The sequence below is a fragment of the Aeromonas finlandensis genome, from assembly GCF_000764645.1.
Lineage (GTDB): Bacteria > Pseudomonadota > Gammaproteobacteria > Enterobacterales > Aeromonadaceae > Aeromonas > Aeromonas finlandensis.
In genome coordinates, this window is sequence record NZ_JRGK01000052.1 from 14,898 (window position 1) to 28,201 (window position 13,304).

A 13,304-nucleotide genomic window follows, 5' to 3' on the forward strand; every position below is an offset into this window, starting at 1 on the left:
CCAGCCCGCCACTCCCCGAACAGGGAGCGAGCCGTGAGCGTTATGTGGATCACAGAGAGAAGGTAATGAAGATGTAAACAGCTTGATAACTTTGTGCGTATGAATTACAACAGGGGCCATATCCAACAGGTCAGACCTCTGGATCAGTTACGCCACGTTGGCAACCTAACCACGCAAGGAGCAAGCAATGACGACGACCCTCACTCTGCTCGGGGTGATCCTGGTTATCGGAGCCCTGGCCTATCGCCGGGCATCCCTGTTCATCTCCACCCTGGTCACCGGCGCCGCCCTGGTGCTTGGCGCCATCTATGGTCATGTGCCCTTGCTGGTATGGGCGCTGTTCGCGGTGATCGCCATCCCGCTCAATCTGGTGGAATTTCGCCGCAATCAAATAACCAAGCCGCTGTTCAAGATCTACAAATCGATCATGCCGGAGATGTCCCGCACCGAAAAAGAGGCGATCGAAGCGGGTACCACCTGGTGGGAAGCCGATCTGTTCGCGGGCAACCCGAACTGGAAAAAGCTGCACGCAATCCCGGTCAGTACTCTCTCTGCCGAAGAGCAGGCCTTTATGGATGGTCCGGTCGAGGAAGTGTGCCGCATGGTGAGCGACTGGGAAGTGACCCACGAGCGCGCGGATCTCTCCCCCGAGGTGTGGCAATACCTGAAGGAGAACAAGTTCTTCGCCATGATCATCAAGAAGAAATATGGCGGCCTCGAATTCTCTGCCTACGCCCAATCCTGCGTACTGCAAAAGCTGTGCGGCGCCAGCGCCGTGCTCGCCTCCACCGTCGGCGTGCCCAACTCGCTGGGCCCGGGCGAACTGCTGCAGCACTATGGCACTGACGAGCAGAAAGATTACTACCTGCCCCGCTTGGCGGTCGGCAAGGAGATCCCCTGCTTCGCCCTGACCAGCCCGGAAGCGGGCTCTGATGCCGGCTCCATCCCCGACTTCGGTATCGTCTGCAAGGGTGAGTGGGAAGGCAAAGAGGTGCTCGGTATGCGCCTCACCTGGAACAAGCGCTACATCACCCTGGCACCTATCGCGACCGTCTTGGGTCTCGCCTTCAAACTGCGTGACCCGGAACACCTGCTGGGTGAAGAGGAAGAGCTCGGTATCACCTGCGCCCTGATCCCTACTCACATCAAAGGGGTTGGCATTGGTCGTCGCCACTTCCCGCTCAACGTGCCGTTCCAGAACGGCCCGACCCTGGGCAAGGATGTATTCGTCCCACTCGATTTCATCATCGGTGGCCCGGCCATGGCCGGTCAGGGCTGGCGCATGCTGGTCGAGTGTCTGTCAGTCGGTCGTGGTATCACCCTGCCCTCCAACAGCACCGGTGGCGTCAAGATGCTGGCCCTGGCGAGCGGCGCCTACAGCCGCATCCGTCGCCAGTTCAAGCTGCCCATCGGCAAGATGGAAGGGATTGAAGAGCCGCTGGCCCGCATCGGCGGCAACGCCTACATCATGGGCGCCGCAGCCAACCTGACCGTGACCGGTATCGACCTTGGCGAGAAGCCGTCGGTCATCTCCGCCATCGTCAAATACCACCTCACCGACCGTGCCCAGAAGTGCATCATCGATGCCATGGACATCCACGGCGGCAAGGCGATCTGCATGGGCCCCAACAACTATCTGGCCCGTGGCTATCAGGGTGCCCCCATCGCCGTCACGGTGGAAGGGGCCAACATCCTGACCCGCAGCATGATCATCTACGGTCAGGGCGCCATCCGCTGCCACCCGTATGTACTGCCGGAGATGCTGGCTGCCAGCCACCCGGATAAAGAGCAGGCGCTGAAGGATTTCGACAAGGCGGTGTTCAGCCACGTCGGCTTTGCCATCAGCAACCTGGTACGCAGCTTCTGGCTCGGTATCACCGGCGCCCGCTTTGCCTCTGCACCATACAAGGATCAGACCAAGGGTTACTATCAGCAGCTCTCCCGCCTCTCGGCCAACCTGGCGTTCCTGTCAGACATCGCGATGGGCACCCTGGGTGGCGAGCTCAAGCGCAAGGAGCGGGTCTCCGCCCGTCTTGGCGACGTGCTGAGCCAGCTCTATCTGGCCTCCAGTGCCCTCAAGCGCTATCAGGACGAGGGACGCCAGCAGGCCGACTTGCCGCTGCTGCACTGGGCACTGCAAGATGCCATGTTCAAGGCCCAAGAGGCGATCGACGAGCTGCTGCGCAACTTCCCGAACCGCTGGATTGGCCTTGCCCTGCGCGCCGTGGTGCTGCCGCTGGGTCGTGACCTGAACCGTCCGTGCGACAAGCTGGACCAACAGGTTGCCCGTCTGCTGCAAACCCCGAGCGAGACCCGTAGCCGCCTGGCCAAGGGTCAGTATCTGACCCGCGAAGAGGGCAACCCCTTCGGTCTGCTGGAGCAGGCGCTCGATGACGTGCTGGCCGCCGAGCCGCTGTTCGAGAAAGTCTGCAAGAGCGATGGCATCAAGCGCCCCTTCATGGCGCTGGACAAGGTGGCCGACATTGGTCTGGCTGCTGGCGTACTGACCCAGAGCGACGCGGAGCTGCTGCGCCGCGCCGAGATCAGTCGCCTGCGCACCATCAACGTCGATGATTTTGACCCCATCGATCTGGTGGCCAACAAGAAGCTGTTTGAAGCCTCTGCTTACCATCACGCGGCCTGATAACCCCCCATCGACAACGCCTCCCTTGTGGAGGCGTTTTTTATGTTCTGCCGCCACTATCAGCAGCCCTACTGCCACAACCCGCTACCACAGCTCCCCCGACCAGCTGCAGCCCCCGTGTGGTCAGCCGGGAAAAAAGGCACAATAGCCGACAAATCGAATCACCAAGGAAGCCAAGATGACCCTTGAGCACCTGATCCTGTGGCGCCGCGACCTGCACCGCCTGCCGGAAGCCGCCTGGAAAGAGTTTCGCACCACCAGCCTGATTGCCCACCACCTGAGCGAGCTCGGTTATCGCATCGTGCTCGGCGACAAGCTGCTGGCCAGCAACCTGATGATGGGGCGCGATGTGGATGTGGCGGCCGAGAAGGCTCGCGCCCGCCGTCAGGGAGCCCATCCCGACTGGCTGGAGCGCATTGGCGATGTCACCGGGCTGATGGGAGAGCTGGATACCGGCCGTCCCGGCCCGACCCTGGCCTTTCGCTTCGATATCGACGCGGTGGAGGTGGAAGAGTCCGACGCCGAACAGCACCAGCCGCAGCAAGAGGGCTTTGCCTCCCACAACAAGGGGTGGATGCACGCCTGCGCCCACGATGGCCACACCGCCATCGGCATGGGGCTGGCCAGCCAGTTGATGGCGATGAAAGAGCAGCTGTGCGGTCGCATCAAGCTCTTCTTCCAACCCGCCGAAGAGGGGTGTCGCGGTGGCAAGGCGCTGGCCGCCGGGGGGGCACTCGATGACGTGAATGCCCTGCTCTCGCTCCATATCGGCATTCACGCTGGCAGCGGCGAGCTGGTGATCAACCCCACCGAGTTCCTCTGCTCCACCAAGTTCGACGTCCACTTTATGGGCACCGCCGCCCACGCAGGGCTCGAACCCAACGCTGGCAGCAATGCGCTGGCAGCCGCCTGCATGGCCACCACCGCCATGCTCGGCATTCCCCGCCACCGCGACGGCATGACCCGTATCAACGTCGGCCAGCTCCACGCTGGCAGCGGCCGCAACGTCATCCCCGATCATGCCGAGCTGCACGGTGAAACCCGTGGCGCCGACAGCAATCTCAACGACTACATGTTCAGTCAGGTGCAGCGCATCGTCGAAGGTACCGCCCTCGCCCACGGCGTCACCTACCGCATCATCAAACAGGGTGAGGCCATCGCCCTCGACAACAGCCCGGCGCTGCAGGCCGAACTGGCGGCACTGGCCCGCAAGCAGGGGCTCGCCACCATCCAGACTCGCCGCTTTGGCGCCAGCGAAGATGCCGGTTTTCTGATGGAGCGGGTACAAAAGCAGGGGGGCGAAGCGGCTTACCTCATTCTGGGCGCCGATCTGGCGGCGCCGCACCACCACAACGAATTCGATTTCGATGAGCGGGTGATGCAAAGCGGCGTCGAGCTGCTGGCCGCCTGGGCGCGCGCCCGACTGGGCGTGACAGAAGCAGCCCTCTCTTGATATCCCCTCGGCCAACGCACCGGCTAACGGGATCAAAAAAGGCGCCTCGGCGCCTTTTTTCTGCAAGAAAACCTGAGCGCTACTCGCTGCGCTTGCGATGCACATCGGGTCGGCCACCGGTCACGCTATCGGCTCGCCCCTCCTCTTTGGCCTTCTCGGCGCGCTTTTTACGCATCTCGCGGGGATCGGCGATAAGCGGGCGGTAGATCTCGATGCGATCGCCGTCGTGCAGCGGCTCACTCCCTTTCACCGGGCGGCTGTAAATGCCGAACTTGTTGACCGACAAGTCGATCTCGGGATGCTTTTGCACGATGCCGGACTGCTCGATGGCGGCCTGTACGCAGGTCTCGGGCGCCACCCGCAGCGCAATCACGGTCTGCTGCTGCGGCAAGGCATAGACAACCTCGATATTGAGTTGATCAGGCACCGTACACCACCTTGGCCCGGTTGGAGAAGGCGGAGACCATGGAGCTCACCAGATCGCGGAACACCTGACCAAAGGCCACCTCGATCAGCTTGGAGGTAAACTCGAAATCGAGATCAAACTCCACCTTGCAGGCGTCCACATCAAGCGGGGTAAAGGTCCACCAGCCCGCCAGCTTGCGGAACGGGCCATCCACCAGCTCCATCCTGATCTGACGGTTCACATCCAGCTGATTGCGGGTAGTAAAGGTCTTGGCGATACCCGCCTTGGCCACATCGACCGACGCCATCATGTAGTCATCGCCAGCCTCGTGGACACGGCTGCCGACACAGCCGGGCAAAAACTGCGGATAGGCATCCACATCGTTAACCAACTTGAACATCTGTTCTGCACTGAACATCACCAGGGCACTGCGCGTAATTCGGGGCATGGCTTTTCCTCATCCAATCGGCGCGATTTTATCACCATGTTTCGGGTTGTGGAGGTAAAACCTCAGCCAAACCGCTCAGAAAGCCACCACTTGACCTGTTGCGCGTTTTACAGCCGCCCCTGCCTACGTATAATACGAGCCTCCTAGTCATTGCCGGAAATCGCCCGTCATGAGCAAAAAAAACAGTAAAAACAAAGCCGGGTCCAGCACCATTGCACTCAACAGAACCGCGCGCCACGAATACTTCATCGAAGAGAAGATCGAAGCGGGTCTGTCCCTGCAAGGGTGGGAAGTCAAATCCCTGCGGGCGGGCAAGGCCAACATCAGCGAAGCCTATGTCATCTTCCGCGATGGCGAGGCCTACCTGTTCGGCTCCAGCTTCCTGCCACTGCAAGCGGCCTCCAGCCACGTGGTATGTGACCCGACCCGCACCCGCAAACTGCTGCTGAGCCGTCGTGAACTCGACAAGCTCGAGAGCCTGATCGCCCGCCAGGGCTACACCGTCGTTCCCCTCGCCCTCTACTGGAAACAGTGCTGGGTCAAGGTCGAGATCGGTCTGGTGAAGGGCAAGAAAGAGCACGACAAGCGCGAAGATACCAAGGCCCGCGAATGGGATCGGGAAAAAGCCCGCATCATGAAGAACAAATCCCGCGGTGGATGATGCGACGCCCCGGCCTGTCAGCCGACCAATAAACCAGCAATCAACCGGCCGAGGCCGGTTGATTGCTATCAACGCCTTGCTATGACAGCATTTTTGCGTACAATCGCAATTAACAACTTGGGGCTGATTCTGGATTCGACAAGATTCACGAAACCCAAGGTGCATGCCGAGGTGCGGTAGGCCTCGTTAATAAACCGCAAAAAAATAGTCGCAAACGACGAAAACTACGCACTAGCAGCTTAATAACCTGCATAGAGCCCTTCTACCCTAGCTTGCCTGTGTCCTAGGGAATCGGAAGGTCATCCTTCACAGGATCGTGTGGAAGTCCTGCTCGGGGCGGAAGCATTAAAACCAATCGAGCTAGTCAATTCGTGGCGTGTCTCTCCGCAGCGGGTTGGCGAATGTAAAGAGTGACTAAGCATGTAGTGCCAAGGATGTAGTAATTTTGGACGGGGGTTCAAATCCCCCCAGCTCCACCAAACGTTTGGAAAGGGCCACCTCGCAAGAGGTGGCCCTTTTTTATCGAGTTTAAAGCCTCAACGTCTCATAAAAAGCGCAGGGGAATATTCACACTGGGGGCTGTCACGCCCACAAACTGGTCAATACCACGCCACAACCGGGCATGCTCACGCACAGCTTGCTGATAGGCCCAAGTGGCGATGGCGGTAGAACGCTCGGCATCGACGCTCACCAAGGGGGCCAGCTCGTCAGTGAGGTACGCCCCGTGAGTCAGGATATTCTGCTCGTACCAGGCATCCCTGTGTTCGGGAGCGGCGAGAAAATCCCGTTTGCTCCGGTTACAGTTGGCGTGTGCCAGTACGAAGTTGTGGCCCAAATCGATTGGATAACGACGCCAGGGGATGAAATGGTCTACCTCACCACTCCCGTGTATCGCCTTGTTACAGTAAAAACAGGTTCCCCCCTGCAAATCCCTCAATACCTCTCCTACTCGCCCCAGCGCCTGACGGCTTGAACCAAAGAGAAAATGCTCCAGCCCCACACTTGGGCCAATCAGTGGCTGATTCCCCTTGATGTCGCAGATCAGCTGCAGCCAATGCTGTCGGGAGAGGGAGACCACCAGATCGTAAAAGCGGTGAAGACAGTAGAGAATGCCGGGGTTCAGGCAGATATGATCCGCGCCCCTTTGGTGCGGATAGAGGTGGCACTCCTCTCGCCCACCCAGGATCTGCAGACGCCACAAGGGCCCCTCAACAAGGATGCGCCGAACTCGGGCAAGAAGAGGCAGCCAGGCGTCGTGACGACGCAGTGCAGTTACCGAGCGGACACCCTCTTCACGCAGCCGTGACAACTCCGTCAGCATAATGGCCTGACGACCGCAGCTCTGTTTGAGCAAGCTAGCCGTTTCTCCCGTCGCCGAGTAGGGCAAACTGTGCTGCCAATAGAGCTCCACAAACTTGGTGGCCAGTTCGTCCAGCGTAATGGTGCGCGCCGCAGTCAGATCATGGGTCTCGCTGCTGCGCTCAATCGCGATATCTGCAATCCCGTGGAGCAAGGCGCACTTGTAAGTGGCAACAAAATCGCCCTCGGTAAAGATGCGTTGCAGATAGGCAATAAAGGCGAGTTGCTGCTCAGGGGAGGCGTGCATGTTCGCCCCCGATGATCAGACTCTGCCAACTCAAGCCGGTACGCGCCAAAGCATCTTCCTGTGGTTCCGACACATGGAGAAGTGTCATCCCCTCCCCCAATGCAAGCCGCTCCACTTCATCGGCAGCCACCGGGTACATGGCTCGCTCCCGTATCTCCTGCTCCGAGATAACCAGCCGCAGACTCAGTACCAGATAGCCATCTGGTGAGAGCAGCTCATGAAGACGTGCCAGAGCCAAGGGGCGGGATTCCGGGGGTAGATGCATCCAGACAGCACTGAGCAAAATCAGATCAAAAGCGCCTGTCACACGAGAGAGAACAGGCATAGCGTCACTGACCCACGCCACCGCAACATCCCGGGTATGGCATTGTCCCAGCGCTGCGAGTGCCGGACAGGGCTCGACAGCGACCACTCGGTGGTCCTGATGGAGCCCGGCTAAAAACGCGGCATCCCGACCACTGCCAGCCCCCACATCGAGCAACCGGCGCGGCGCCGCCAGGAGCCAAGGCTCCAGCAGAGTGAGCCAGTCGCAATGAATAGCGCGAGCAGATACCTGCTGGTAACGGGTCGCCAATTCGGTGGCGTGGCGCTGGTAGTAGTCGAGGGACACAATGCGTTCCGATCGGAGAAGGAATGGAAATAGTCTCACAAGATCAGTGGGTTGGCCATGACAAGGAGGACACTTTCCAAACATGAACCATTAAGGATGCAGAAACATTTACCAAAACGGGATGCCAGCCAAAAGAACTGCGACCAGAGGGCTCTGAATGATGCCACCCTTCAATATTTCGGGTAATATTTGGCCAACTCACTGATCTTTTGGCACTTATTATCGCCATGAGAGGTCAACGCCAGATGGAGATGGCTATTGATGAACTCGACTGATGTCGTGGCCCTGTTTGGGGAAGACAAGATTCTTGCCTTTGACCTTGAGCTGAGCCGGGATGAAAAACTGCGTCATCTGGGCGCCCTCCTGGCTGATCGTGAGCTCAATCTCAAGGGCCCGCAGGATCTCTCCCTCAAGGAGTTAAATGCGCTGGCACAAGGGGCGGATGTGGTCCTTGGCCACAATATTCTCGATTTTGATCTCCCCTGGTTGGCCAAACAGGCTGTACGTCCCCAGTTGCTTCTCGAAAAACCGGTTATAGATACCCTCTATCTCTCTCCCATTGCCTTTCCCAAAAACCCCTATCACCGCTTGGTCAAGGATTACAAACTGGTCCGGGACACCCTCAATGATCCGGTCGCGGATGCAAGGCTCGCCTTGCAGATCTTCTCGGAACAGTTGATGGCTCTGCAAGCCTTACCCCTGCCCCAGTTGCAGCTTTATCAATACCTGTTCAGCCAGGGCGTCACGGCACAATTCAAGACTCAGGGCCTGTCACTGGTGTTTGCCAGACTTACAGGCCGCCCGCCAGTGCGGGTCTCAGAGCTACCCACCCTTATCAAGAGCATTGCCCATGAGAAGGCATGCCCCAATCAGCTCAACCGGGTGATTGGCGATGCCCTGCGTCAACCTATGTTGCTGTTACCGTTGGCTTATGCCTGCGCCTGGTTGCCCGTGTCCGGCGGCAACTCCGTGTTGCCGCCCTGGATTTGGCGCCGCTTCCCCCAGACCGCAGAGATCATTCACACAGTTCGTGAACGTCACTGCGGTCATGCTGACTGCAGCTATTGTCAGGAGAACCACGACGCACGCCGCCATCTGCAGCGAATCTTCGAGCTCGACAACTTCCGCAACCTGCCTGATGGGACGCCATTGCAGAAGACCTTGATCGAGGAGGCCATGGCTGGCGTCGCACTGCTCGGCATACTCCCTACCAGCGGCGGCAAGTCGCTCTGTTACCAGCTCCCGGCACTGGTGCGCAACCAGCGCAGTGGTGCGCTCACTGTGGTGATCTCCCCTCTGCAGGCACTGATGAAGGATCAGGTGGACAACCTTAAACACAAGGCTGGTATTGAAGGGGTTGCCGCCATCTCGGGGCTGCTGACGCTACCAGAGCGAGGCGCGATTCTTGAGCAGATCCGCATGGGGGATATCGCCCTGCTCTATATCTCCCCCGAGCAGCTGCGCAACCGCACAGTCAAACAGGCAATACGGCAACGTCAGATCGGTGGCTGGGTATTTGACGAAGCGCACTGCCTGTCGAAATGGGGACATGATTTTCGCCCTGACTATCTCTACTGCGCCAAGGCCATCGCCGCCATTGCCAGCGAGCAGCAGGTCCCCATGCCTCCTGTCTTCTGCTATACCGCGACCGCCAAGCCGGATGTGATTGAGGATATTTGCGCCCAGTTTCTCGACAAGCAGCCCCGACCGCTTCTCAGACTGGAAGGAGGGGTTGAACGTACCAACCTCGAATATGCCGTCGTTGAGTGCCCCGGTCTCAATAAACAGGGCCATATCCTTAACCTGCTCGAGCAGTTCTTTGGTGGGGAGAAGCCCGGCTCCTGCGTTATCTACTGCGCAACCAAGCGCAGCGTGGACGAGTTGGCGGATTTCCTCGGCCAGCAACAATCCCTCCCCGTCTCGCGCTTTTACGCCCGAATGGACAGTGCCCAGAAGAAAGCAACCCTCGAACAATTTATCAGTGGCGAGATCCGGGTCATCTGCGCGACCAATGCCTTTGGGATGGGGATCGACAAGGATGATGTGCGTCTGGTCATCCATGCCGATATCCCCGGCTCGCTCGAGAACTATTTGCAGGAGGCAGGGCGAGCGGGCCGCGATACAGAACAAGCCCACTGCGTACTGCTGTTTGATGAACAGGATATCGAGAAACAGTTTCAGCTCGAGGCCATGAGCGAAGTCAGCCTGCGCGATATCAAACAGATCCTGCGGGGAATAAGACTCAGGGCCAGCAAAGGAGGCAAGCAGGAGAACAACCCGCCACTGGTCGCAACCAGTGCAGAGCTCATCAACCAGCCAGAGGTGGAAACCAGCTTCGCTGCCGATGACACCAATGCGGATACCAAGGTCAAGACAGCGATCGCCTGGCTCGAGCGCGCTGGCTATCTGGAGCGCAGCGACAACATCACGCAGGTATTTCAGGGGCGCCCTCTGTTTGCCTCCACCGAGGAGGCGATGAAAAGGGTCGACAGTCTGAAACTGGCTCCCAAGGCCAAAGCCATCTGGCAAGCGGTTATCCAGGCGCTGATGAGTGCTGCCGATGATGATGGTCTCAGTGCCGACACCATTGCCGAAGAGGCAGGCCAATACATGGCGGATCACGGCAGTGGTGTTCAGGCCAGCGAAGTGATGCGGGTGCTCACCCAGATGGCGGATGTAGGACTTCTCTCTCAGGGGATGTTACTGACAACCTGGCTTCGACCCAAAGGAAGAGACAACGCCCGGGTGCTCTGTGGGCAAGTACACAGTATTGAAAAGGCGATGCTGGACACCTTGCGTGAACAAGAGCCCGAACCTGATACAGGGCAAGGGCTGATCTTTAACATTCGACTGGTCAATCAGGCCATCAAAGATCTGGGACATGAACGGAGTAACCCTGGCTTGCTGCGCAATTTGTTGACCAGCTGGTCCCAGGATGGTCGATCGGGAGGCGAGAAAGGCGCCATTGATGTCAAATATCTCTCTCGGGAGCTCTACCAGCTCACCTTCAACCGTAACTGGTCCCAGATTGAGCAGACGATTGATCAACGCCATCGCGTCACAGGCGCCACCCTCGATTTTCTCTACACCCTGTTGGCAAACAGCGAAGAGAGTGTCCAGCGCCAGGTAATGCTGTCGTTTGCCCTGGAACAACTGGTCAAATACCTGCGAGAAGACATGGATGTGGCCCAGCTCATGAACAAGCGAGAGGCAAGCAGCCAGCAGGAGTGGCTGCTCAAAGGGGCTGAGCGGGCACTGCTCTACCTGCATGAGCAACACGCCATCGTGCTGCAAAATGGTCTCGCCGTGTTCCGAAGCGCCATGACCCTCACGCTGACGGCGGAGCGGCAGCAGCAATACAACAAAGCAGACTATCAACCGCTTGAGCATCACTATCGCCAGAAGGTGATTCAGATCCATGTGATGAATGAATACGCCCGCATCAGCCTGGAACACTTCAAGCGAGCCAAAAAGCTGGTGACAGACTACTTCTCCATGGAAGCTGACAAGTTCCTCGGTCACTACTTCAAAGGGCGCAACAAGATCCTGGAGCTGGCGACCAGCGAACACTCCTGGAAGCGCATTGTTGAAGATCTTCACAACCGGGCCCAGGAGCAGATCGTCCAAGCACCGCCCGAGCAAAACTTGCTGGTACTGGCAGGCCCGGGGTCAGGCAAGAGCAAGGTGATTATCCACCGCTGCGCCTACCTGATGCGGGTCAAGCAAGTCGCCCCATCGCGGATCATGTTGCTCTGTTACAACCATAATGCGGCGATGTCCCTGCGCCGACGCCTGACCGAACTGCTGGGGCGTGACGGAGCACGGGTCTCGGTATTCACCTTTCACGGTCTCGCGATGAGCCTGACAGGCAATGCGGTGCAAAACCGGACATCCGACGATATCGACTTTACCACCATCATTGATGACGCTATCAAGCTGCTCCGGGGAGAGCAGAGCCAGCTCGGTCTCGAGTTGGAAGAGCAGCGGGAAAAGCTGTTGGGTGGGCTGCAATTTCTGCTCGTCGACGAATATCAGGATATTGACGAGCAGCAGTACCAACTGATCGCCGCACTGGTTGGCAAAAGCGAAGAGGATGAAGAAGCGCGCCTGCACCTGATGGCGGTCGGCGATGACGACCAGTCCATCTACGCCTTCCGCGAAGCGAACGTCAGCTTTATTCGTCGCTTCGAGCAAGATTACAACGCCCAGACGCACTACCTGACCTGGAACTACCGCTCAACAAGCCACATCATCGAAACGGCTAACCAACTGATAGAACACAATCTGGATCGCATGAAGCGTTCGCACCCCATTGTGATCGATGAACGGCGCAAGATGGAGGTACCGGGTGGCACGTGGGAAGGGCTGGAGCCTGCACGCGGCAAAGTCATCGTCCAATCCTGCACTGACGCAGCCCAACAGGCCGCTGAAATCGTCAGACACATCACCCTGATCCGTGAAAAAGATCCGACATGCCCACTGGAATCTATCGCCGTGCTGGCTCGCAATGGGCTGGATAAAGAAGAGCTGGCATGGGTACGTTCAGCACTCGCTGATGCCGCGATAGCCTGCCGATTTACCCTGGATCGAGAGCATGGCTTCCCGATACATCGCTGTCGCGAGATCTTGCGCTACCAGAACTGGTTGCATCAACAAGGCCATGCACTCCTGACAGCGCAACAACTGGCCGATCCACTCCCTCCCCTTGATCAGGCAAACCGCTGGGAAACCTTGCTGTACGATCTGATTGCCCAATGGCAGGAGAGTCAGGGAGAGCAAGCGCTGTCGGCGCACTATTTCCTGCAGTTCCTTTACGAATATCTGAGCGAGCAGCGTCGCCAGATCCGCTTTGGCAAGGGCGTGCTCCTCAGCACGGTGCATGGCGTTAAAGGGGAGGAGTATCGCCATGTTTTGATCCTGGATGGCGGATGGCAACGCTGCGCAGAAAACAATGCGAACAACATCGAGGAAGAGCGACGACTCTTCTATGTCGCAATGACCCGAGCAATCCAACGGTTAGTGGTTATGTCCCGCGCTGACCAGCGGCATCCCCATCTTCCTCTCATTGCCGAACGTTGTTACAACGAGTCGACCCAGGCCACCGCCCCTGTACGGCAGCGCCGTTTTGCCATCATGGGTATGCGTCAACTGGATATCGGTTATGCCGGACGTAGCAACGAAAACCACTCGATACACCAGAACCTGCGGCAATTACACGTCGGAGACGCAGTGCGCATCGATATCGACAAGCGTCAGAAACTTCATGTTTTCCATGGTCAAACACCCGTTGCTCGCCTCTCCCAAAGTGCTCATCAGATCTGGCAGCACCAGTTTGCCACTATCCGGCACGCCAACGTCATCGCCATGATTGAGCGAAGCAAAGAACAGGAAGACGATGCCTACCAGGAACAAGTTCGAAGTGAACGTTGGGAGCTGCCCATTATCGAGCTGGAGTTATAACTGTCAGATGGGAGCG

The 13,304-nt window shown here is 58.4% G+C and carries 8 protein-coding genes and 1 other RNA gene; 5 read left to right on the forward strand and 4 right to left on the reverse strand.

The annotated features are described in order from the left end of the window. Nucleotides 1-187 precede the first annotated feature (187 nt). Both fadE and LD28_RS0106895 read left to right on the forward strand, forming a co-directional pair. Nucleotides 188-2,644 carry an acyl-CoA dehydrogenase FadE gene (gene fadE, locus LD28_RS0106890; protein WP_033136251.1) on the forward strand — a complete coding sequence of 819 codons (2,457 nt, stop codon included), beginning with the start codon at nt 188-190 and terminating at the stop codon, nt 2,642-2,644. Between the two features lie 178 nt (nt 2,645-2,822). Next, on the forward strand, nt 2,823-4,097 hold the full coding sequence (locus LD28_RS0106895) for an amidohydrolase (protein ID WP_033136252.1): 1,275 nt from the start codon (nt 2,823-2,825) through the stop codon (nt 4,095-4,097). Nucleotides 4,098-4,176: 79 nt separating this feature from the next. Here LD28_RS0106895 and LD28_RS0106900 read toward each other — a convergent pair whose 3' ends face one another. Both LD28_RS0106900 and LD28_RS0106905 read right to left on the reverse strand, forming a co-directional pair. After that, nucleotides 4,177-4,524: an RnfH family protein gene (locus LD28_RS0106900; protein ID WP_033136253.1), complete on the reverse strand. Its 348-nt coding sequence runs from the start codon at nt 4,522-4,524 to the stop codon at nt 4,177-4,179. Then, nucleotides 4,517-4,951, reverse strand: a complete 435-nt coding sequence (locus LD28_RS0106905) for an SRPBCC family protein (protein ID WP_033136254.1) — start codon at nt 4,949-4,951, stop codon at nt 4,517-4,519. Before LD28_RS0106905 ends, LD28_RS0106900 begins: the two co-directional genes overlap by 8 nt. 169 nt (nt 4,952-5,120) lie before the next feature. Here LD28_RS0106905 and smpB point away from each other — a divergent pair, with 169 nt between their 5' ends. Together smpB and ssrA are read left to right on the forward strand one after the other, a co-directional pair. Continuing rightward, entirely contained in the window at nt 5,121-5,612 is a 492-nt protein-coding gene (gene smpB, locus LD28_RS0106910) for an SsrA-binding protein SmpB (protein WP_033136255.1), read from the forward strand. 119 nt (nt 5,613-5,731) lie between these two features. After that, nucleotides 5,732-6,091: a transfer-messenger RNA gene (ssrA, locus tag LD28_RS22160) on the forward strand. Between the two features lie 65 nt (nt 6,092-6,156). Here ssrA and LD28_RS0106915 read toward each other — a convergent pair. Both LD28_RS0106915 and LD28_RS0106920 read right to left on the reverse strand, forming a co-directional pair. Then, nucleotides 6,157-7,218 (reverse strand): HNH endonuclease, encoded by a 1,062-nt coding sequence (locus LD28_RS0106915; protein WP_033136256.1) that lies wholly within the window; start codon nt 7,216-7,218, stop codon nt 6,157-6,159. Continuing rightward, nucleotides 7,202-7,828 carry a class I SAM-dependent methyltransferase gene (locus LD28_RS0106920; protein WP_033136257.1) on the reverse strand — a complete coding sequence of 209 codons (627 nt, stop codon included), beginning with the start codon at nt 7,826-7,828 and terminating at the stop codon, nt 7,202-7,204. Before LD28_RS0106920 ends, LD28_RS0106915 begins: the two co-directional genes overlap by 17 nt. A 261-nt stretch (nt 7,829-8,089) precedes the next feature. Between LD28_RS0106920 and LD28_RS0106925 the strand changes: the two genes are divergently transcribed. Next, nucleotides 8,090-13,288 (forward strand): RecQ family ATP-dependent DNA helicase, encoded by a 5,199-nt coding sequence (locus tag LD28_RS0106925; RefSeq protein WP_033136258.1) that lies wholly within the window; start codon nt 8,090-8,092, stop codon nt 13,286-13,288. Nucleotides 13,289-13,304 lie beyond the last annotated feature (16 nt).

Excerpts from the sequence above, each read along its gene's own strand:
- fadE (WP_033136251.1), top strand. The coding sequence starts at position 188 with ATGACGACGACCCTCACTCTGCTCGGGGTGATCCTGGTTATCGGAGCC.
- LD28_RS0106925 (WP_033136258.1), top strand. The coding sequence starts at position 8,090 with ATGAACTCGACTGATGTCGTGGCCCTGTTTGGGGAAGACAAGATTCTT.
- smpB (WP_033136255.1), top strand. The coding sequence starts at position 5,121 with ATGAGCAAAAAAAACAGTAAAAACAAAGCCGGGTCCAGCACCATTGCA.
- LD28_RS0106905 (WP_033136254.1), bottom strand. The coding sequence starts at position 4,951 with ATGCCCCGAATTACGCGCAGTGCCCTGGTGATGTTCAGTGCAGAACAG.
- LD28_RS0106895 (WP_033136252.1), top strand. The coding sequence starts at position 2,823 with ATGACCCTTGAGCACCTGATCCTGTGGCGCCGCGACCTGCACCGCCTG.
- LD28_RS0106915 (WP_033136256.1), bottom strand. The coding sequence starts at position 7,218 with ATGCACGCCTCCCCTGAGCAGCAACTCGCCTTTATTGCCTATCTGCAA.